Genomic DNA, 21,240 nt, shown 5'->3' with positions numbered 1-21,240 from the left:
CGACGGGTTGGCCCGTTCGATTGACGAGCCGTGATCAGCCTCGGCGACTGGAGCCGCAATGGGCCACGCGGCAGCGCGGTTTGAAACCGTCCCAGACTAGGCCGGGCGCAGTACCTTGGGGCCGCTGCCGTGAGGCAGGCCGACATCATATTGGCGCGGTGACGTCGAGATGGCTCGGGAAGCCACGGCAGCGCCCCTCTCTAAGCAATTGGGAAAAGCGTTTTGGGCGCTCAGGGCAGCCAGGAAGGCGGCATTGAAAATATCGCCTGCGCCGACCGTATCCACCGCATCGACATGCGGCGCCGCAGTGCGGTGAAGGGCTCCCCGCGCATCGACGCCAATCGCCCCCGACGGCCCGCATTTCACGACAAGAAGCGAACCGGCGGGCATATGCGTCTTCAACTGGGCGGCAGCGCCTTCAACGCTCTCAAGACCTGATAGACCCAGTGCCTCAGCCTCGTTGAACAGGGCGCAGCCAGCCCGGGCCAGCCAGGCCATCGTTCGTGCCCTGTTCGCCGCGGTCCAGCCCCCGTCAGGCCAACCGGGATCAATCGATGTCGTGATACCGTGTAGGTCTGCCCAATCGAACAGTCGGTCGTAGTCGCGGGCCAGGGTCTCGGTCTGGAAAGCTGCGGACAGCAGCAGATGTCCTCCCTTCAGCCGTCGTGCATCGAGCGCCACCAATGCATCGTCGATACAGAACCGGCCAAGATGGCCGCGCGTGCTGAAAAAGGTCCGCTCGCCATCTGGATGCGTCACACCGACTGTGATCGCCGTCCTGTCGGGCGCCCGCACCCATGTCTCCGCGTAGGAACCGAACGCGCTTCGCAGCCATTCCCCGAACATGTCCTCACCCGTGCTGGAGGCAATCGCAAAGTCCACCCCCATACCCATCCAGGCGAGCGCTGTATTGCCAGCCGAACCTCCGACCCGCAGCTCGTCATGATCGACGATGACCTCCGTGCCGGGACGGGGCCAGGGGCTTGCGGGCCCCAGTATCAGATCGACATTCACATTGCCGATGACGGCCAGAGGGGTCCCGATATTCATCGCGCCGCCGCTTTTATCATGGCTTCAAACAGGGCCAGGTCAAATTTGGATTCTGCGGGCGGCGTCCGGTTCTCTCCACCTTGCGTTGCCGCCGTATGGAAGGCGCGCAGCTCGGCGTCGAACGGATCCTGGTAGAAGGGACCGAGTCTCGTGAGGACGTTGCCCTTCTCCGTGGACGCCTGGATATCAAGCGTCATCGGCAGATTGCGGATATAGGGGGTCGGATATTCGAATGCGAGACGTCCGGTTCGCGTGTTGATTTCGAAGCCCGCCTCGAAACGCACGACATCGCCAATCATGCATTCGTAGAGCGCGGTAAAGTGACCGTAGTCAAACAACGCGGTGATCTGTGTGCCGCCCTGCTTGATCTCTGTCGCGATAACCCGTTGGGGCACGCCGAGAAGGTCACGCATGGCCGACAGGGAATGGGATGACAGGCCCGTCAGCACGGAATAGGCAGTGACATGATCGGACGGCGCATCGGCGCCGCAGACATCGGCAACCATCGCCTGGCGCAGCGCACGGCTTTCCGCGACAAGAGCCGCGGCGATGTCGTTCTGCGGCGTGATGACCCGGTCGGTCTGCCGAAAGAACCACGGCCCCTCGCAGATGACGTCGCGCACGCGCACATAGGTGATGTCGTCGAGCTTCGGTAGGCGTGCTTTTGCCTCAAGGAAGGCAGGGGCGTATCGCCGCATGTAGCCGACCATCGCCACACGGCCGGAGGCCCGTGCCGTGGCATCGAGCTCGTCGAGGTCGCTCTGCGTCAGGCAACACGGCTTTTCGACCAGGACATGCTTGCCTGCTTCCAAGGCCGCGCGGGCATGGCGGCCGTGATACTGGTCGGGGCTCATCACCAGCACGGCGTCGATATCGCCTGAGGCGATCAACGCGCCGGGCGTGGAAAATAGCCGGGCGATGTTCCAGCGCGCGCCAATCGCTTCGGCGACAGACGGGGACGGGTCATAGGCGCCAGCCAGAGCGAACTGGTCTCCCAGTCGCTGCAAAATCGGCAGGTGGATGAGTTGAGCCACTTCCCCAAGGCCGATCAAACCAAGTCTGAGCACGTTTTTTTACCTTTTCACTCGGGGCGCCGCATCGGCGCAGACCTTAGACTCGCACCGTAGTGATGCGGGGCCCGTACTGCGGCGAGCCTGTTACATAATAAATATGCATTGAGGATTTTATCAATCCGAAAAATCCTGAATTCTGGACAATTTAAGGGGATCGCGGCTGGGGAATGCTCCCGTTCTCCTATAAAAGTCCTAAAGTTAAAGAAAAAGCATGGACTCCCTTTCCCAACTTGCTGTTCTGGAATAGAAGATGTGTCGAGGATTTAATTCTCGATGGAGATGGAAACGATGAAGGTTGCGACGGCTCCGGACGCTTGGGGCGTATGGTATGCGGATGACCCGAAACAGACGCCGTGGACGCGTTACCTTGACGAGGTGCGCGATTCCGGCTTCACCTGGACGGAAACCGGGCCCTGGGGCTACCTGCCGACCGATCCCGCGCGTCTCACCGACGAACTGGCTGCCAGAGGACTTTCCGTATGCGGGTCGGCTCTGGTGCATCTTCTTGCGCCAAGGGATGCGATGGACACTTTGCGACCGCGCCTTGAGCAAACTTGCGGCCTGCTCAAGGCGATGGGGTCGGAGTGGGTCGTGCTGATGGACGATTCGGACCTTCCTCCGGCGGGCGGGCAGCGCGCGCTTTCGGCGGATGCCTGGAAGGGAATGGTGACGACTGTCAGGGAAGCCGCTCGCTACGTGGCCGAGGAACACGGCCTGCATCTCCTGTTTCACCCGCATGTCGGCTCCGGCGTCGAGACGGAAGAAGAGGTCATCCGCCTGGTCGAGGAAACGCCGGCCGAACTTGTCGGCCTTTGCTTCGATTTCGGCCATCACGCCTATACCGGCGCCGATGCCTTCGCCTTCATGAAGCGCTATGCCGAGCGGATCCCCTACTATCACTTCAAGAATGTCGATCCTGCGCTACTCAACAAGATCCGCGACGAGAATATCGATTTTATCAAGGGCTTCCAATCCGGCGTGATGTGCGAACTCGACAAGGGCATCGTGGATTTTCGCGAGGTGCGGGATTTCCTTGCGGCTCGGAATTTCGACGGCTATGTCGTCTACGAGCAGGATATGTATCCGTGTCCGCCCGAAAAGCCTTTTCCGATTGCGCTTCATAACCGTAAGGTGCTCAAAAGCCTCGGGCTCTGAAGCGGTATCGCATGGCGATCGCGCGGCAGGAAAACGGGCAGCAGGCGGAAGCGATTTGGAGCAGGAAGACAACAGGCCGATCAAGGATGAGGATGTCCGGATCGCGGGCAGCCGCATCGAGGATGCGCGGATTTTCAATCGGCGCCTCGTGTTCGAGACGATCTTCCAGCGCGCTCCAATCAGCCGTGTCGAGATTGCCGGCATTGTCGGGCTGAAACCGCAGACGATTTCATCAATCACCCGCGAACTCCTGGAACAGGGGCTTATTTCGGAAGCCGGGCGCTCGTCCGGCCTTCGCGGCCAGCCGCAGATCTACCTCGAACCCCATGCCGACGCTGGCTTTTCCGTCGGCATCCACATCGACCGCAACCATTGCCAGCTGATGATCTGCGACTTGAAACGCAGAGCGCGCGCGCGCCTGGAAATCTCGTGCAACACCCGCGATCCGGAAGAAACGGTTGCCCGCATGGCCGAGGGCATCGCGCAGGCGCTGGACGACAACGCTATTCCGCGCGGCAAGGTCTGGGGCATCGGCCTCGTGCTGCCGACATTCGGCTCCGATGTCTACGACTTTGATTTCTCCATGCAGCATTGGGAAGCCTGGCGCGACGTGCCCTTCGTCGAGAACCTGCAGAGCCTCTGCGGCTTGCAGGTGCTGGTGGAAAACGATGCGACCGCGGCAGCGATCGGCGAGCGCATCCACCGGTCAGGCGCACAGGATGCCACTTTCGTCTATTTCTACATCGGCCACGGGACAGGTGCCGGCCTCATCATCGACGGCTATCCGTTCAAGGGCGTCGGTGGCAATGCCGGCGAGCTTGGGCTGCTGCCGATCGCCGGTCTTGATGGATCGCCCGTCTGGCCTGAGACCGGCGCCAAGGATATCCTGTCGCTGACGGGTCTTGCCCATGCCTGCGGCATGACGGAGGAGACTGTCGACAACGATGAGCTCAACCGCCTGTGTGCCCTCAGGGATCATCGCTTGATGAACTGGCTGGCCAGTGCGGCTGCCGTGGTGCGCGATGCGACAGCGATCATCGAGGTCATGTTCGACCCGGGCTTCATCGCGGTGGGCGGGGCGCTGCCGCGCGCGATCGTCGAGATGCTGGTCGATCGCGCCTACCCGCTCCGGCCGACGCCGGCAGCCCGGCGCGACCGCGCGTTTCCGCGCCTGATGCCGGCGATCCTGATCCATGATGCGGCCGTCACCGGAGCGGCCATGCTGCCGATCTTCGTCAACACGAGCCATAATTTCCGTCACCTCTACTTCCGCCAGGTGCTGGGCGACGAACGTCCATTCGACGGGGCGTCGCCGGTCTGAAAGCCCTGCCGCGTCTCAATTGCGGGAGCGCCTTGCACCTGCAGCCGTCAGGACGGGACGGTTGAGATGACCTTGCCTTCGCGAAACAGCGCAAAGCGCGAGACGCGGATAGACAGTGTCTGTCCCTCGGCTATGTCCGCACTTTTCGGCACCTGGATCCGCACCATCGTGCCGTCGTCCGCCTGGCTCTCCACCTTGATGAAGGATCCGAGATTGACGGTCCGGGTGACGAGCACGCCGCCGTCGCCGGTCTGACCCTCGACGACGATGTCTTCGGGACGAACCGCAAGGGTTGCGGCGCCCGCTGTGACCGATGTCGGGATCTCAAGCCCCGCGATCCGGATGCGCCCCGCATCGACCGCGCAATCGAACATGTTCATGTCGCCGATGAAGCTTGCCACGAAGGCGGTCTGCGGTGTTTCGTAGATCTCGCTTGGGCTGCCGACCTGCTCGATACGCCCCGTGCTCATCACCACGATGCGGTCAGCGATGGATAGCGCCTCATCCTGGCCGTGCGTCACGAACACCGTTGTGATCTTGAGCTTACGCTGGATCTGCCTGACCTCTTCGCGCAGGCGGTCGCGCAGATGCTGGTCAAGGCTGGCAAAGGGTTCGTCCATCAACAGGATCTTCGGCTCGAGAACCAGGCAGCGCGCAATCGCCACGCGCTGCTGCTGGCCACCGGAAAGCTGGCGCGGCATCCGGTCGGCATGGTTCTGGAGACCCACCAGATCAAGCGCTTCCTTGACCTTCGCGGCAATGACCGGCTTGCTCATCTTACGCAGCTTCAGGCCGAAGGCGACATTCTCGAACACCGTCATGTGGCTCCACAGAGCGTGGCTTTGGAAGACCATGGCCGTCGGCCTATGTTCCGGCGGGGTCGACACGACGTCTGAATTGTCGATCAGCACCCTGCCGCCCGAGGGGCTCTCGAAGCCGCCAATGATGCGCAACAGCGTGGACTTGCCGGATCCGGACGGCCCGAGCAGGCACACCAGTTCGCCATCGGGAAAATCCAGGGACAGCGGCTCGATGGCGTTGATGGGGCCATACATCTTGGAGATATTGTCGAGGCGGAGCGTTGCCATGCGTATTTTCTTTCTCTTGGATTGCGCGTCAGCCGCCGAGGCCCTTGGCAAAGGCGTCGCCGCCGATGACCCGGCGCGCAAGCAGGATTGCCGCCAGCGACGGCACCCAGAGCATGACCGACAGGACCGCCCCATACTGCACGACCAGCTGGTTGTTGATCATCGACATCATCAGCAGCGGCATGGTGCGGATACGGGGTGCCCCGACGAGCCAGGCACCTTCCGTTTCATAGAAGGTCCACACGAACGTCATCAGCAGGGCGGCGGCGATGGTGGGAAGCGCCTGCGGCAGGGTGATCGACCAGAAGACCCGGAACGGCCCGGCGCCGACGTCGCGCGCCGCCTCCTCCATCTCACGGCTGACGGCCCTAAAGGCGGCCGTCGGAAGCCAGATCATCAGCAGCAGCGTGTTGAGGAGTTGGATGATGACCACCCCGCTATAGGTCCCGACCAGGTTCATCGAGAGGAACAGAACCGCGATTGATATGATCAGGGCAAAGCGGGGAAAGGCATTGGCCATCAGGAAGGACATCATGAAACCGGCCTTTCCGGGAAAGTTCATGCGCGCGAAGGCATAGGCCGCCGGCAGGCAGATCAACGCCGACAAGGCCGTCACGATCGTCGAGAGCTGCAGCGACGTCACGAAGGCGGCCCAGACTTCCGGTCGGCCCAGGACGGCGTACCAGTATTTCAGGCCCCATTTGGTCGGCAAAATGGCCGGGTAGAACCACTGCTCGGCAAAGGCCCAGAGGAAGACCGTGAGGATCGGCAGGGCGACGAACAGGACGAGGAAGGCGAGGATGATCCAGCCGAAGACGTCGACGCGGCGGTTGAAGGTCATCGGATGTCCTCCGCGCGGCGGGTCGAGACCGAGCGCACATAGGCAAGGCCGGCGATCGAGCAGATCATGAAGGTGATTGTCGCCTGCGTGGCGGCCTGGACGGGGTCGCGGACGCTGGCAAAGGTACGCAGCATAAAGGGGCCCATCATCTCCGGAGCGGTCGGACCCAGCATGAACGGCATCAGCGCCTGTCCGAAAAAGCCCAGGAAATTGAGCGCTGCGACGATCAGCAGCGAGTGCTTCATCTGCGGCAGGATGATGCTCCGCAGGATGCGCAGCTTGCGCGCGCCGATATCCCTTGCAGCCTCGATGGACGTGTCGGAGATATTGGACAGGCCGGAGACGAGGATCAGCAGCGCAAGCGGCATGCCGTCCCAGATCAGCCCGATCACCGGGCCCCAGGGCGTCAGGTAGGGCGAGTGGTAGCCCGGGATCCCGACCTTGGTGAGAAGACTCTGAAGCCAGCCATTCGGGCCCATGTAGCGGATCAGCGCATAACAGACGATGATGCCCGGCACGAACATCGGAAACAACGCCAGCCCCTGGATGAGAGACGCCAGCCAGCCGCGCGAAAACCGCATGTAGAGCGCGATTGGCAGGGTGATCGCGATCAGGAGCGCTAGGCTCACGAAGGTGGTCCAGAACGTCCGCATCAAGTTGGCAAGACTGTAGGGGTCGGAAAAAAAGAAGACGTAGCTGGAAAATGTCAGCCTGGTGCCACCGTCCGGCGACTTCCTGAGCACCGTGCTGAGTATCGTCAGCACGGCAGGATAGAAGAGAAAAACGGCGATCAGCAGGACGGGCAAGGCGATCAGGAGCAAGCCCTTAAGCTTTGCCGTCATTGTCCGGGCGGCGGCATCCATCGGCTGGGCCTCAGCGCTGGATGGTCGAGGCGACGTTGCGATACCAGGCTTCGAACAGCGCCGGCTCCCAGGTGGCCGGGAAGACCGGAATGGATCTCGGCGCGACCTTGGCGAATTTCGCCTGAAGTTCGGCGGCCATGAACTCCCATTTTATTCCGGGAAAGCCACCGAGCGCCGTGACGACTTGGTTCTGCACCTCCGGGGAAATCAGATAGTCCGCAAGCTTGAGCGCCGCGCCCTTGTTGGCAGCGACGCTTGGCACCACGATCCCCGAGAAGCCACCGGTGAAGGCCAAATCCTGGAGTTGGGCAATCGCGGTCGTCGGCGGCACCACGCCCTGGCTCATCGCCTGCAGCGCCATGTCGGACCAGGCGACCGTCATCGTGACGGCGCTGCTCGCCAGGAGCTGAATCGACGCTGTATTGCCGGACGTGTATTCGCCGCCATTGTAGAGCGAGGGTGCAATATCCTTGAGGAGTGGCCACACCTTCTCGAAAATCGGCGTCGCTGTATCAGCGGAGTAGTTTTCCGGCTGGAAAAGCTCCGGCTTCTTGCCGGTGACTTCCTGCAGCGCGCGCTCGATGAAGCAGGCGCCGGAATCGCCGAGGTCGGGACGGGCATAGGCGAACTGACCCGGATTGGCCTTGATCCAGGCCACCAGTTCCGGAAAGGTTTGTGGTGCCTTGGCAACCTTGTCGCCATTATACATCAACACGACCTGCGAGCCGCGATAGGGCAGAAGCGTCGTATCCTGAAGGACGACGGGGTCGACCTTGGCGTAATTTCGAAGATTGGCCTTGCTGAAATCGACCCAGAGACCGGCCTTGATGGAATCGGTCGGATAGAAGGGCGTCACCGCCTCCAGCATATCGACCTGTGGGTCCTTCTTGGCCTGGAAGGCCGCCATTGCACGGTCGGCCAAGGTGTTCATGGCCGAGCCGCCACCGCCGGCGACAAGATTGAGCGTCACACCCGAATTGGCCGCCTCGAAGCCTGGCTTGACGACCTGGGTCCAAAAATCGATGACGTTGGTGTCGCTGTTGAAAAAGATATCCAGAACGCCCGGGGCGGCCGAGGCGATGCGGATGCCGCCGGCCATGATTCCGACACCGAAAGCTGTCGTTGCTGTCAGAAACTCACGTCTTCCAATGTTCATGCTATCCTCCATTTTTCGGGCTGTGAAATGACTTGCATGCCGATATGTTGCCCTGGTCGTTCCCGGTGGCTGCAGATCTCCGCCTGCTCTAATTAAATACTTACCATGAATTTTATCGGCGATGTCAAGGGAGAGTGTGAGCAGAATTTCCATGGAGAAGTTTTTCTATCAAGCGAGGACCAAGTTGTGTGGCCAAAAATGAAAATATCTTATATCTTTATTGATGATTAAATATTGGGGGAGTTCCAGATGCGGGCTTATCGCGATCGCCAACGTAGCCTTGAACAGCTGTCGCGCCACATGGAAGTCTGGGTAGAGGAACTGCAAGCCTTCGAGATGCGCCAGCGCCTTGCCCTTACCGGCTGGCAGTCGACAAACCCGCAGGGCCAGCAACGGCCGATAGCGACCGGAGGCGCCTGGGACGACCGGTTCGGCATCCACCGCTTCGAAATGACCGGAAGCATTTCCGTTCCCCCCGGCGACGGCGTCGAGCTGCGGCTGGATTTCGGCGGCGAGGCCCTGGTGCGTCTGCATGGCGACGATGGGCAGGTCTTGGAGAGCTTTGCCGCCAATCCTTGCCACCGTCGCTTCCAGGTGCCGCAGGAGACGTCGCTGCGCATTGTGGCCGAGGTGGCCGCGCGCAGCCTGTTCGGCGTCCCAAACCGCGAGCCGCGTTTTGCAATGGCCGAGATTGTTCTGTTTCATCCCGAAATCCGCGCCTTGCGTCGCCGCCTGATGGTACTGCGCGACACCGCCAACAGCGTGGATGATGTCGAACTCTCGCGCTCCCTGTTCGAAGCTGGCGAGATTGCCATCAGCGGCCTGCGGCTTCCCACGGCCACGACCGCCGTTGCGCCGCGCGTCGCCGGCCGCCCCTGGGCACGCGATATCTGGGAGCGCAGCTTCGAGCCGTCGGACCGGCCCGAAGCACTCGGCAAGGAGGCCTTGGCGTCCGTTTGTCGTGCCTGCGAACTTCTGGATGGGATGCTCGATGATCTGCGCAAGGCCTATCCCAAGCAGGGCGACGTGCTGGTCACCGGGCACGCCCACATCGACTACGCCTGGCTCTGGCCGCAGCCGGAGACCGTGCGCAAGATCGTGCGGACGTTCAACAGCGTCAACTCACTGCTGCAGCGCCATCCGGACTTTCACTTTCTGCAATCGTCTTCGCTCTATTACAGCCATGTCGAGGATGAAGATCCAGCGCTGTTTGCAGACATCCGCAAGCGCGTGACGGAAGGTCGCTGGGAGATCATCGGCGGGATGCTGGTGGAATGCGACACCAACATGCCCTCGGCAGAAGCCTTCACGCGCCAGTTTCTTCTGGGCCAGCGCTATTTCCAGGCCAAGTTCGGCATCACCTGCTCGACGGCCTGGCTGCCGGACACTTTTGGGTTCACGGCCGCCATGCCGCAGATCATGCGCCATGCCGGCATCGATACGTTGGTCACCATCAAGGTCAGCTGGAACGAGACGAACCGTCTGCCGGAGAACCTGTTCCAGTGGCAGGGTAACGACGGCTCGCGGGTGCTTGTCCATACGTTCGACGCCTATGACAATGACGGTTACAACATGCTGATGACGCCGATGGCGCTGTGCGAGGTGTGGAAGAAGCATGGGGCCAAGGATCTCGTCGGAACCGTCATTGCCAGCTACGGCTGGGGTGATGGTGGTGGCGGCCCCGACCCGGACCAAATCGAGATCATGCCACTGCTGAACGCCATGCCGGCAATCCCGCATGTGCGCCAAGGACGCATCCAGCCGCATCTGGACGAGATACGTGTGGCGCTATCGGATGCAGCCCTGCCGGTCTGGGCCGGCGAGCTGTACCTCGAATATCACCGCGCGACCCTGACCACCCAGGGTCGCACCAAGCAGCTCAACCGCCGGGCCGAGCATGCGCTGGTTGCCGCCGAGGCCATGGCCGTCATCGATGCCCTCGACGGCGGCGTCACCGCCATGCCGGACCTTGCGCTCGATTGGACGCTCATGCTGCGCAACCAGTTTCATGATATCCTGCCCGGCTCCTCCATCCGCGAGGTCTACGAGCAGACGGAACCGGAGCTAGAAGGGGTCGTCGCCCGTGCCGACCGTCTGTGGCGACAACGCCTGGAAGCACTAGCATCGCGCAGGCGCGGCGCGCGGCGCGGGCTGCTTGTTGCCAATCTCTCCGGTTCGGCCAAACGGCAGTGGCAGCTCGAAAGCAGCGCGCCCCTCCCCGCCGGACTGGCGCCGCAGCACAGTCAAGCCGGCTACGTTGTAACGTTCGACCGACCGCTCCAGGCGCTTTCCCTCGGCTTCGTGTCGGCGACGGGACCGATCAGCAGCCTCGTCGTTGACGACAGTCGGATGGAGAATGCCTTCGTTCGCGTCATCCTCGACGCGCAGGGTCGGATTTCGAGCCTCCTTGACAAGCGCTGCGGCCGGCAACTGATCGATGGCGCCGCGAACCGGCTGATGCTCTATCGCAACGACCTTCCCCGCAATTTCGACGCCTGGGATATCGAACCCGGCTTCGAGCTCGGCGAGGAAGAGCTGTTGTCTCTGGAAAGCCGTGAAGTGACGGAATCCGGCCCGCACCGTGCAGAGATCACGTTGGTCCGGCGCTTCAGCGCCAGCACGATCACCCAACGCCTGCGGCTGTGGGCCAACAGTCCGCGTCTGGAGATCGTCACCGATCTCGACTGGCACGACCGACGCACCTATCTGCGGGCGGCCTTTCCCCTGAACGTGCTCGCCGAAGAGGCGGTGTTCGACCAGGCGATCGGCGTGACGCGTCGGTCGACCCACGATAATACCACCTGGCAGAAGGCACAGTTCGAAGCCTGCGGCCATCGCTTCGTCTCGCTGTCGGAAACGGACTGGGGCGCGGCCCTCTTGTCGGCCGACAAATACGGCTTTTCAGCCAAGGGCAACGTCCTGACGATCAGCCTCGTGCGCGGGCCGATGTTCCCGGACATGCTCGCCGATGAGGGGCACCAGCGCTTCACCTATGCGCTGCTGCCACATGACGGACGCTGGTGGAGCGCCGATGTGCAGGCGGAGGTTGATCTCGTCTGCGATCCGTTGCGCTTCACCGTGGCAACCGCAGATGCCGATTATGATCTGTCGCCTGTGACCATCTCTGACCAAGACGTGCGCATCCACGCGCTGAAGCCCGCCGAGGACGGTGATGGCTATGTGCTGCGTTTTTCCGAGGCGGTTGGCAGGCGCGGTTCCTATGCGATCTGCGTGCCGGATGGCCGCACATGCAGGGCTACAAACGCATTGGAAGCCGAACTTGAGGATATGCCATCCACTCTGAAACCCTTCGGCCTCGTGAGCGTCCGCTTCTGAAACGACACCTTGTCGCCCGTCCCTGCGCGCGAATGGATCTATACAGGTGGCGCCATTGACACGGCCTTCGCGTATCCCGGCGATGCGGCAAGTTTATGATATGGACGACAAATCTGGCGAGGCCGGATCTCGCCGATCGGCGCGGGGGCCGCGCCGTCTTGCTGGCCCCGCACACCCGGGAAGCCGCCGGACTGGCTCCCTGGGTGCGCCGACTGCTCGCCCTTCGCCGTCGGTTTCCCTTCCGGTATCCCGCCTGCTGGTGCTTGCATCAATTCGCAGCCGGCAAGAACGTCTGCGTCTTGCCGGTCAGGCGATAGGCGGCCAGACCCAACCATTCGTGAGCGGCGGTGTCGCTAACATCCAGTCCTTCGGCGATAGTACTAAACGGCAGTTTGAACTCTGCAGTTCGTGTGCGGTAATCAACGGGATAGGGAACGGTGGTGAATCCAACCGCTCTGAAGGACGCCACCGCACGCGGCATATTATAGGCTGAGGTGACGAGCAGCCAATTGTCGGACGGCTGTGGTTTGGCCACCGCCATGCTTTGAACGGCATTTTCATAAGTTGTCTGGGAACGGCGCTCAGTTTCAATGCGCTCTGAGGCTATCCCAAGGTCCACAAGCACGCGCTGGGCAATCTCCGCCTCGGTTTGAATTTCTCCGAGCACGAGGTGGCCACCGCCACCAGACAGGATAATGCGAGCCTGGGGATAGCGGCGTGCAAGCGCGGCAGTCTGAAAGATCCGCTCGGCATTGTTGTTGAGTGTAAGGCTGTTTCTACTCGCTGTAATATGGGCTTCTTCAGCCCCACCGAGCATCACGATACCTGTCACGTAATCGGGAAGGTCGGGGGCGGTGAACCGGTCCTCCAGCGTTGTGAGGACAGCGGGGCCGACCGGAGACCAGCCCGCTATGCAAAGCAGTACGGATGACGTGCCGAGCAACCAAAAGGCGGTGCATTTCCATCGTAGGAGTAACGCTGCGATCCCTAAAAGCCCGAGTAAAGCTATCAAATTCGATGGTAGGAATACTGACGCAACCAGTTGGTAAAATATGAGGAACATTCTACATCTGCTTTCAAGGGATAGCGTTGCGCCGGGGAGGTGTCTGGAAGCGACCTGTCATGTAGTTGCCGTTCATCCCTTAGAGGTTTTGTCAGACTACGCATCATTTAGTTCTGAATGACGCACGAAATCAGACGACTGTAACTTTTACTTTTCCAAGATTGGCCGAACTTTGATTTGGTTAGGTCGTAATTCGACCAACGACAACTCGCCTTCCTGTAGTGACGTGGCCCAGGGCCGGCACACCCAGAGTGCGGACACGATAAAGCAGATAGGTCGACTTACGGAATAGCCTGCTGCGGCTGCGGCCTGTCGAGCCCGGGACGGACCCAATCCTTCCTGGCACCGGCCTCAGCCTTCCTGGTACATCGAGGGGCAACCACGCAACCAGTATGTAAAAGAGCCGCGTGAATGACTGGCTCGCCCGCCCCTGCCCGGTCAATCTCAACACTATCGCGAAAAAGTCCGAAAGCGCGCAGACAGAAGTCTACAGCCGTCTCAACGACGCATAGGCGACGTTGCGATTGGCCCCTGACCAGACCGCCCCGTCGAATTTGCTCATATCGTTCGCCGCGTTCGATATTTTCCACATCTCCGACTCCGGCCTTAATAGGAGCGACCAATTCATAAAGGTCTCCATGTACCCATCCACGCCGACTTCGTCGGAGAAATTAGCAAACAAGAAAACCCCACCCGGCTTCAACATCCCTAAGCAATGGCGGGTCAGCTTAACGGCTACACTGAAGGACAGATAATCGTAGAGACCTGCGGCATAGATCAGGTCGAACTGACCGAGTTTCTTTCGTCCGGTGAGAATTTCAAGTACCGACCCACCCATGGCCTGGACGCAGCTTCCCCCATACTCCGCGTGCATGGAAGCAACACTCAGCGGATCCTGGTCCAGAGCGACCCATCGCTTGATCGTTCCACCATTTAGCGCGTTCGATTTTTCTGCTTCCCGCAAATGACCAGCGGCGATGGTAAGGACTTCGGCATCGGATCCACGACTTGCGGTGATCTCATCCACCTGACGGGTCAGGATGTCGCGACGCTCACGAACCGCGACTGATGAGGATGCATTGCTCGTGAATTCGTAGAGAGACCGTCCCCTTGCCGATGCTTGCTCTAGCGATCCACTTACGCTCGGGTGGCGGTAGATGAAGTCTAGAAGGTGTGCGTCGCCTGAATATCCTCTAGGCTTGTCGAATGACCAGCGCGTGAAGGGGTCTTCCAGGAAGACCGCAGCGACAGGATGGCTTCGTGCAACATCAACGAGTTCAGGCCAAGCGCCGGGGAAAAACTTTCTGCGCGTGAGGTGAAGCTGTTTGCTGAGCCGCTCGATGACGAGAGACGGCTCAACGCCGCTCTCAAACTGTTGCCGCGCAATCTCCAATGCCAGGGCCAGCTCGGCTTTTCCAACGGCTATCTTTTGGTGAAGCGGTTGATGCTGATGCTCAAACTCGCGAGCGATCAGTTCGGGGGTGATAAGACTTTGTCCATCAAGTTGCGTGGAGGTGCGGTTCAAAGCGGGACTCCCGTTAACAGAGTCGTAACTCTAATGGGAGGTAGGGCAACTTGCGAGTGGAAAAACTGCTCATATACCGAGAATTGAAAGACGGGTCGCCCATATCGATGGGGACGACGTCATACCCTCAAATCAATAGCCGTGGTATCTTCATGATTTATCAGAATAAATCCGGATATTTAGGGAATGTGACGCAGCTTAAATCCGGGCACGCAGGTCTTGACGTGGCGGTTCATTTCGGGGCAAACGAAACTTCGGCGCCAATCTCCGACGCTGATTTTGTCGTGGAAAAGCCAAAACCGGCGACCCAAGAATTGAAGGCCCTCTATCGCCAAAAGCAGGCAGAAGCCCGCCGTGCCGTATCGAGGAAAGGGCTGTGGCTGGCCGTTCTCGTCTACCTCCTGTTTTCACTGACAGACCTGCTTTTGATCGCAGACGTTGCGCCTTATACGATCATAGCAAGATTTGTGGTTGGGGCTTCCGCGTTAGCCGTGATCGAACTTCAGTACCGCTTCGGCCAAAAGGCTGACAGTCTCGATATAACGTGCGCCGCCGCCCTGGTGTTAGGATATGTGGGCTGGCTGTTGCCGGCGATGGCATCCGGAGAGATATCAAATCTCTCCTATTACATGGTCTTCGGCGCAATATTCATGATGGGCATTAATCTTTTCTTTGACTTCAGAGTTTCCCTCGCACTAAGTGCTTCAGCTGCCGTTTTGGGTTCTTTTTTAGTTTCCCTTTGTTTCTTTCCGAGCGACATCTATCATACGCTTTCGTTCGTCATATTTTATGTTTGCTGCTTCATATTTACCTCTTATGTGAACTGGAAGCTGAATGCCGAACGCTATCAGGTTTTCCTGAACTCACTCGAGGCGGCCGCCCAGCATCACGAGGCGAGCGAGCGCGGCAAAGCTTTGCTCAGGCTATCGATTACCGATCCCCTGACAGGTCTATCCAACCGGCGCGCCATTGATCGCACGCTTCGCGAGTTCTGGGAGAAGTGGCGATCCAGCCAACAAAGCTTCACCGCAATCCTGATCGACGTCGATCATTTCAAAAGATTCAACGATTTGTATGGCCACCAGGATGGCGATGACTGTCTTGTTCGCGTTGCAGAAGTGCTCCGGGCAACCGTTGAAAAGTTCGGCGGCTCATTGGGTCGCTACGGGGGCGAGGAATTCATAGTGCTGACGCATACAACATCTGCCGAAGAGTGCTTTGCTTTTGCAGAAAACATTCGCAAAGCCGTAGAGGAGATGACGCCTTCACCCCAAATGCGTCCGCAGGGGGCACCGGTTGTTACCGTGAGCGTGGGCGCTGCACTGACCGGTCCGCACTCCGCAACAAAGGTCGAAAAGCTCATTCATGAAGCAGACCGAGCCCTTTATGCGGCCAAGGCTGGCGGACGCAATTGCACAAGGCTATATGATGCATTGGATCCCGCATGCCGCGATGACGAGGAGGACCTCGTCGCACTGCTGAGAGTGGCTCTTCGGCAGGAGTTGGTATCGCTCGTATATCAACCGATCCACGATGTCGCCTCTGGCTCAACGAACACTGTGGAAGCCCTGATGCGCTTGAAGACGGCTGATGGCGTTTCTATCCCTCCCATCGCATTCATCCCTGTCGCTGAGCATACGGGTTTCATCCACGAACTAGGGCGCTGGCTCGTTCGCACCGTTTGCATCGAGCTGCTAGCAAACAATCGAATTCAGACCGTTTCAGTCAACATCTCCCCGGTCCAGCTGAAGTCGGAAGGCTTTGCTGCGTCTGTCGCGGCCATTCTTTTGGAAACTGGGGTTCAAGGCAGCAGGTTGGCGTTCGAAATCACGGAAGGGTTGGACATTGACGTCGATGCACAGGTGTTGATGTGTGTCGAAGAGTTGCGCGGGCTGGGTATTTCAATCTGGCTCGACGACTTTGGTACCGGCTTTGCTGGGTTGTCCTGGCTTCGCGTGATTGATTTCGACACGGTGAAGATCGATAAATCCTTCTTGAACGACGCGACGTCGCCAAGGGGTAAGGCCATGTTGCGCGACATGGTAAGCCTTCTGCGCAACCACGTGGACGACGTTCTTGTCGAGGGTGTCGAGACCGAGGAGCATATGACGCTAATGCGCGAGCTCTGGATTGATCAAGTTCAAGGCTATCACGTCGGTCGTCCGGTTCCGGCCCATATGATTAAGTCTGGCGACGACGGTGCCGCAATCGCGTCGCCACATTAGACCCGACCGGGTGTTATGGTGGTGCGCGATCAATGCAAGGCCTGTTCACATTTTCTAAGCTGACAGATTCGTCTCGGTGATGGACGGGAAGACATTTTACGTCTTTTCAGCCAGTAAAATTCGCCATGGTCGGATGGCCTTCTAATTTCGCTTTAGCCGCGAAACGGTGTACTTATGAAGACAAGCGGAACAGCACTTCGTCTGGAAGCCAGCACTCTCTGTTAGGGCGGGCGACGGCAGAGAAGATGAGCTTAGACTAAGGAACGGGTGGCTATAGTGAGGCTCGGGCTCCTACCGGACGGGTGGGAAAAACGCGTTGGACGGGCGACTGCCACAGGCACAATTTGAAGATCGCAACGCCGATCGCCAATATCCGTCTGTCAAAAAAGCCCGGCTCAGAGGCCGGGCTTTTAATGTCAGATAAATCAGATCAGAATGTGCGCTGGAAGCGCAGAACGCCACCGAACGTGTCGGCGTCGCGAACTGCGTTGTCGTATTTAATGTACGTCAGTTCAGGCTGAACCTTAAAGCCCTTGGCGATAAAGTAGTTTACGTTGGTGGTTGCTTCGAAGGTCTTACTGTCGGAATAGGCAAGCTGGGTATTCCAGTCGAGCTTGTCGTTGAACTTGACAGTCGTGCCGCCCCAGACAGTCCAGTCGCCCGTGCTTGCGCCGCTGGCGTCGCCGTTGGCGTAACGGTTGATCTTGTCGCCATCCGTGTTCCAGGCGCCCATAAGGAATGCCGAGAACGTCCCAAAATCGAGATCGAGGCGAGCCTTGATGGCGCCTTCTTCGACAACGGAGTCGTAGCCGCCGACGACCTTCAGGCCGACCATCCCGGTCTTGTAGCCGAGGCCAGCAACGAAGTCAGGAGTGTAATGGTCTGACTCATCACGGCCCGTGTTCGGGTCGGTTGCACCAGCGCCAGACTGGCTGTCCTCTACCGATAGAACGCCCGTCAATCCATTACCGCCGTCGTAAACGTAGGAGAGCTGGTTGAGCTCGTAAGGTCCGTCGCCGATCACGTCGTCGTTGATAACGTTTCCGGCGTAACCGATCCACTGCATGTATTGCGAGTCGGTTTTACCAACAATGAAACCACCAAGGCTAATGCTTGCGAACAAAACCTTCGAGTCGTTGTTACCTTCCGTCGAGTCGAAGCGGTAGATCATGTTGGTCTTCAGCGGACCGTATTCGGTGTCCGTTGCTGTGTCGACGTTGAGTTCAGCGCGGGTATGCCACTCGGTTCCGGTCTTCTGGCGAACGCCAAAGGCGTAGGGATCGTGCCACAGCGCTTCGGTACGAACCATGCCACCGACCTTGAGGCAGGTTTCCGTGCCTGGGATGTAGAAGTAGCCAGCGCCGTAGGCGTCGCAGATGCGGACATATTCAAGCGGCTCGGGCTCAGCAGCGACGATAGCGTCTGCAGCGTGAGCACCGGATACTGCTGCCAGGGCAGCAGCGGAGCCGAGAAGTAGGCTCTTGATATTCATGATTGACCTCCAGTTCAATGTTGCGAATAGATCCGGCACAGCCTGCATTGGGGCTCGCTCCCCATGTTCGCGAAGTCGAACAAACACACTTGCGCCTTCATTAGTAAGCATGGCTTTGTAATCGCTCGACCGCAAACGACTTCTTTCGCCAAAGCTGATTTAGGAAGTCCTTCGGCAAGTGATGTTGCAGAAAGGGCACAAAGTCCAGCTAGATTTACTGTGAAGATCTCAGTGGATGTCGGGGAGGCTCAAAGATAGTGAACGCGGCGCGCATGTCTCAATGATCGCCGACAGCACCAAGCTGGCGTTGGGTCCGCCTTCCCTACTTTGCCGGCGATCACTCGTTTCCGCTGCACAATTCCGGTTGAGTGACCGACGCTGACGGAGGTGCTCCCGGTCCAGAGCCTCCATCTTTTAGACAACGTCGCTTGATAGGCCTGCCCGCTTGCCGCTGTCGACCTCGGACCTCGTCGTCAACTGATAATGCGTATGTGCCGAGCAGCCTATCCTCGCTTCGATCAAAGGCAGTTGCCCAGCGCGAGGGATGCTGCGCTTCATGTGACCCGCTTCGTCACTATTTGTACGGCACCGCACCACTTCAGGAAAGAATTTCGTCGTCATGCTTGTCATAGACCCCACGTCCCGCGAGTTGGGGCCTCCGGCAAACCCAGGGCGGCTGAAAGAGGTGGACCGTCAGCGGCCTTCAAATCGCTTTAGCATCGCCCTCAGCTGCGCGTTTTGCTGTTTCAGGTGTTCCGCCAGCAACTGCTTCAGGCGTCGGTTTTCGGCATCGAGCAACGGCAACTCGTCAATGTGGGTGTCCACACTCGCAGCCTTCACCGTAGCGGCAGGCGCTGAGTTGCGACCCCGGGCGTTCTCCAACTGACTTCTCCGACCATGCTTAAGTGTCCCTGCCATTTTCGGTTTGAACTTGTCTTCTGCCGGATGGAACGCGGTGTTTTCCAGGCAAGCCTGTTCTTGCTGATGCCGTCGGATATCGTCGGGCCCGGTCGACGGCAGCAGACTGAGTTGGTTTTCACCGGCCTCATGGATATCGGTAGCATCCTCCGGTTCGAATGGTTGATCAACACGGGAGATGGGCGCCTGCGAAACGGCGTTCTGCATGAACGGGAGCTTTGCTTCCGCTTCCCGCACAAGTGCTCCAAAATCGGTCTCGCCCCAGATGGATTTCGGCCGAGTCTTCAACCGCCGGCGCGCCGATTTGATTTCGACGACGAAACTGCGTTGCTGTGGTTTCATTGCTGAATTCTCTGGTGATCGTCTTGCAGGCTCAGGAGCGGTCGAAGCGCACGAGCATTGCTCTCAGCTGGGCATTCTGCACCCGGAGCTTTTGTGCAAGCTGGTCTCTCAAATGCTTGATGTCCCTGTCGAGATCTATGACGTCGTTGGAAAGGACGTTCGTTGGCGACGATAGGCCTGCAACGGGCGTCTCCGCGGCGCCAACGGCGGTCTCAGGTGTTAGATCGCCGCGGACTTGCCTTAACCCCTTGCCCCTCGTCTTGGGTGCCTTGAGCGACTGAACATCTACCTCACCTGCAGGTAACGGGTCTCGCGGATCGGAGATGGACTGCCCTTGATCCCCAGTCGCCTTGGCCGTCGCTGCATGTATCTCGTCCAATGGCAAGGCGGGTGCTGCTGGATCGGTTTTACCGTCGGTCGCAGCCGCCGTTGGCACTTGAACGTCGGCGACAGGTGAATCCATATCCCCAGGCCCGGTGGCGCCTTCCGGAGAAGAGAGGAGAATAGTCTGAGCGGGCTGTAGTTCTACCTCGACATTGCCGGCACGTCCGCCATCTTTCGTATCAGACGTCTTTTGCCGGGACATCAATCGCGCGAGGTATTGCCAAGGTGCTTTCATTGTAAGTCTTTCCGGGCGGCAGACAACGCGGTGGTTCTGACAGCCCCAATCCGGCTCGCAGGGCGAGCCGGAACATCTTTAACACGAGCTTCGAAAATGGTGGCGTTGGTCGATTGCGCACCGCCGGCAGGTATCTGCCCAGATCAGACGCCGAGGCGTTTGCGTAAATCAGCATTTTCCGCACGCAGCTTTTCGGCCAGGGTCTGGCGAAGCCGCTTGTTTTCTTCCTCAAGCTGAATGAGATCAACCATCTCGTCGCTCGTAGTGGCGGCGGCGTGTGGCGTTGGCAGAGTGATAGGCTTAGCTTTTGCGGCCGCTTTGCCGGCCGTCTTCCTCGCGGTGCCAAGGGCAGGCTTTTCGCCATCCGCTGGAACGGGTTCAGCACGCGGGGTGCGCTTTTGACGAACCTTCGGTGAGCTTGCAGCAGCAGCCTCGATTTCGGCCTTGGACCGTCGTGGAGCACGCTGCTTTTTGGTCACAGCCGCCTCTTGCGGCGCCTCCAATTCTGCAACTTCACTTGGGATGCCTGTTTCGCTTTCGTCTGCCATTGCTCTCTCCATGACGGTATGGATTCTTTTCGACTGCTAGACAGCGGATGTCAACAGAACCGAACTAAATCATCGGTTGACGCGCAACTTTTGCATACAGTCCGACTTCCCAATTGGAGTTATAGGCCGCAGATTCCCGTACGAAGCACTCGCCAGCGACATCTTGAATATGGCGGCGAGATCCACGTCCACTGGTGGTGCCCGCGAGCATGGCGCGTAGCTGCGACCCCACGATTGGCAAAGTGCCGGGGGAACTTTCGACTCACTGGGGCTTAAAGCGAGCGTCGAGCGGAGAGGCGAAGCACCTCACGCTATGGGTGGCCCGCTCGCAGGCAGTTCAACAAACATCTCCGGCGATCTGGCGACTTGGCCAAGGGCGGGACGCATCGTCGGTGCCACGATCATTCATGCTCCAAGCCAACATACGGTCAGGCGGGGAAAGAACTCATCAAAGCGGGCGAGACCCCTGAAGAGTAGAATGACAAGCCCGCTAAGCTCGCGCAAAAGGAGCGCAGCGCGCCCGACGATCAGATCGGAACGCCGAAACTGGGCTCGCGGGGCGCTCCATGCCTATTCACAAATCACGGGACGACTATCGAGAAAATGGGATGCCCGCTGTTTATGG

16 protein-coding genes are annotated in these 21,240 nt (G+C 59.4%); 4 read left to right on the top strand and 12 right to left on the bottom strand.

Annotated elements, in window-relative coordinates; genetic code table 11:
* Nucleotides 1–96: 96 nt before the first annotated feature.
* Both J5274_RS23505 and J5274_RS23500 read right to left on the bottom strand, forming a co-directional pair.
* On the bottom strand, nt 97–1,050 hold the full coding sequence (locus J5274_RS23505) for a carbohydrate kinase family protein (protein WP_142831820.1): 954 nt from the start codon (nt 1,048–1,050) through the stop codon (nt 97–99).
* A complete protein-coding gene (locus J5274_RS23500) occupies nt 1,047–2,117 on the bottom strand; it encodes a Gfo/Idh/MocA family protein (RefSeq protein WP_219275310.1) in 1,071 nt (356 codons plus the stop codon). Before J5274_RS23500 ends, J5274_RS23505 begins: the two co-directional genes overlap by 4 nt.
* A gap of 294 nt (nt 2,118–2,411) precedes the next feature.
* Between J5274_RS23500 and J5274_RS23495 the strand changes: the two genes are divergently transcribed.
* Nucleotides 2,412–3,278, top strand: coding sequence for a sugar phosphate isomerase/epimerase (locus J5274_RS23495; protein WP_224129352.1), 867 nt, complete (start codon nt 2,412–2,414; stop codon nt 3,276–3,278).
* A 55-nt stretch (nt 3,279–3,333) separates the two neighbouring features.
* A complete protein-coding gene (locus J5274_RS23490; RefSeq protein ID WP_224129354.1) occupies nt 3,334–4,599 on the top strand; it encodes an ROK family transcriptional regulator in 1,266 nt (421 codons plus the stop codon).
* Nucleotides 4,600–4,646: 47 nt separating this feature from the next.
* On the opposite strand, the gene J5274_RS23485 is transcribed toward J5274_RS23490, so the two are convergent.
* Genes J5274_RS23485 through J5274_RS23470 form a run of 4 tightly spaced genes read right to left on the bottom strand, consistent with a single transcriptional unit; the run spans nt 4,647 to nt 8,547 of the window.
* Nucleotides 4,647–5,687 (bottom strand): ABC transporter ATP-binding protein, encoded by a 1,041-nt coding sequence (locus J5274_RS23485; protein ID WP_142831817.1) that lies wholly within the window; start codon nt 5,685–5,687, stop codon nt 4,647–4,649.
* Nucleotides 5,688–5,715: 28 nt separating this feature from the next.
* Complete coding sequence (locus tag J5274_RS23480) at nt 5,716–6,528, bottom strand: ABC transporter permease (RefSeq protein WP_142831816.1); 813 nt, start codon at nt 6,526–6,528, stop codon at nt 5,716–5,718.
* Nucleotides 6,525–7,391 carry an ABC transporter permease gene (locus tag J5274_RS23475; protein ID WP_224129356.1) on the bottom strand — a complete coding sequence of 289 codons (867 nt, stop codon included), beginning with the start codon at nt 7,389–7,391 and terminating at the stop codon, nt 6,525–6,527. The genes J5274_RS23480 and J5274_RS23475 overlap by 4 nt, the downstream gene beginning before the upstream one ends.
* A gap of 10 nt (nt 7,392–7,401) precedes the next feature.
* Complete coding sequence (locus tag J5274_RS23470) at nt 7,402–8,547, bottom strand: extracellular solute-binding protein (RefSeq protein WP_219275309.1); 1,146 nt, start codon at nt 8,545–8,547, stop codon at nt 7,402–7,404.
* A 249-nt stretch (nt 8,548–8,796) separates the two neighbouring features.
* Here J5274_RS23470 and J5274_RS23465 point away from each other — a divergent pair, with 249 nt between their 5' ends.
* Nucleotides 8,797–11,883 (top strand): glycoside hydrolase family 38 C-terminal domain-containing protein, encoded by a 3,087-nt coding sequence (locus J5274_RS23465; RefSeq protein WP_219275308.1) that lies wholly within the window; start codon nt 8,797–8,799, stop codon nt 11,881–11,883.
* Nucleotides 11,884–12,151: 268 nt separating this feature from the next.
* Here J5274_RS23465 and J5274_RS23460 read toward each other — a convergent pair whose 3' ends face one another.
* Both J5274_RS23460 and J5274_RS23455 read right to left on the bottom strand, forming a co-directional pair.
* Nucleotides 12,152–12,946, bottom strand: a complete 795-nt coding sequence (locus tag J5274_RS23460; protein ID WP_142831813.1) for a YdcF family protein — start codon at nt 12,944–12,946, stop codon at nt 12,152–12,154.
* Nucleotides 12,947–13,433: 487 nt separating this feature from the next.
* The gene (locus tag J5274_RS23455; RefSeq protein WP_219275307.1) at nt 13,434–14,471 is read right to left on the bottom strand and encodes a class I SAM-dependent methyltransferase; all 1,038 of its coding nucleotides are present in this window, start codon (nt 14,469–14,471) and stop codon (nt 13,434–13,436) included.
* A 152-nt stretch (nt 14,472–14,623) separates the two neighbouring features.
* On the opposite strand from J5274_RS23455, the gene J5274_RS23450 reads away from it, so the two are divergent.
* A complete protein-coding gene (locus J5274_RS23450) occupies nt 14,624–16,696 on the top strand; it encodes a bifunctional diguanylate cyclase/phosphodiesterase (protein ID WP_142831864.1) in 2,073 nt (690 codons plus the stop codon).
* 430 nt (nt 16,697–17,126) lie between these two features.
* Here J5274_RS23450 and J5274_RS23445 read toward each other — a convergent pair whose 3' ends face one another.
* The 4 genes from J5274_RS23445 to J5274_RS23430 form a co-directional block, all read right to left on the bottom strand.
* Nucleotides 17,127–18,188, bottom strand: coding sequence for a porin (locus J5274_RS23445; protein WP_142831811.1), 1,062 nt, complete (start codon nt 18,186–18,188; stop codon nt 17,127–17,129).
* Nucleotides 18,189–18,881: 693 nt separating this feature from the next.
* Nucleotides 18,882–19,448 carry a hypothetical protein gene (locus J5274_RS23440; protein WP_142831810.1) on the bottom strand — a complete coding sequence of 189 codons (567 nt, stop codon included), beginning with the start codon at nt 19,446–19,448 and terminating at the stop codon, nt 18,882–18,884.
* 31 nt (nt 19,449–19,479) lie between these two features.
* Nucleotides 19,480–20,067, bottom strand: a complete 588-nt coding sequence (locus J5274_RS23435) for a hypothetical protein (protein ID WP_219275306.1) — start codon at nt 20,065–20,067, stop codon at nt 19,480–19,482.
* 143 nt (nt 20,068–20,210) lie between these two features.
* Nucleotides 20,211–20,615 carry a SyrB-like regulator gene (locus tag J5274_RS23430; RefSeq protein WP_142831808.1) on the bottom strand — a complete coding sequence of 135 codons (405 nt, stop codon included), beginning with the start codon at nt 20,613–20,615 and terminating at the stop codon, nt 20,211–20,213.
* Nucleotides 20,616–21,240 lie beyond the last annotated feature (625 nt).

Origin of the sequence: Rhizobium sp. L51/94 (genome assembly GCF_019355555.1) — a bacterium.
In the GTDB taxonomy this organism is placed as follows: Bacteria; Pseudomonadota; Alphaproteobacteria; order Rhizobiales; family Rhizobiaceae; genus Rhizobium; species Rhizobium rhododendri.
This window is presented reverse-complemented; position numbering and strand designations above follow the sequence as displayed.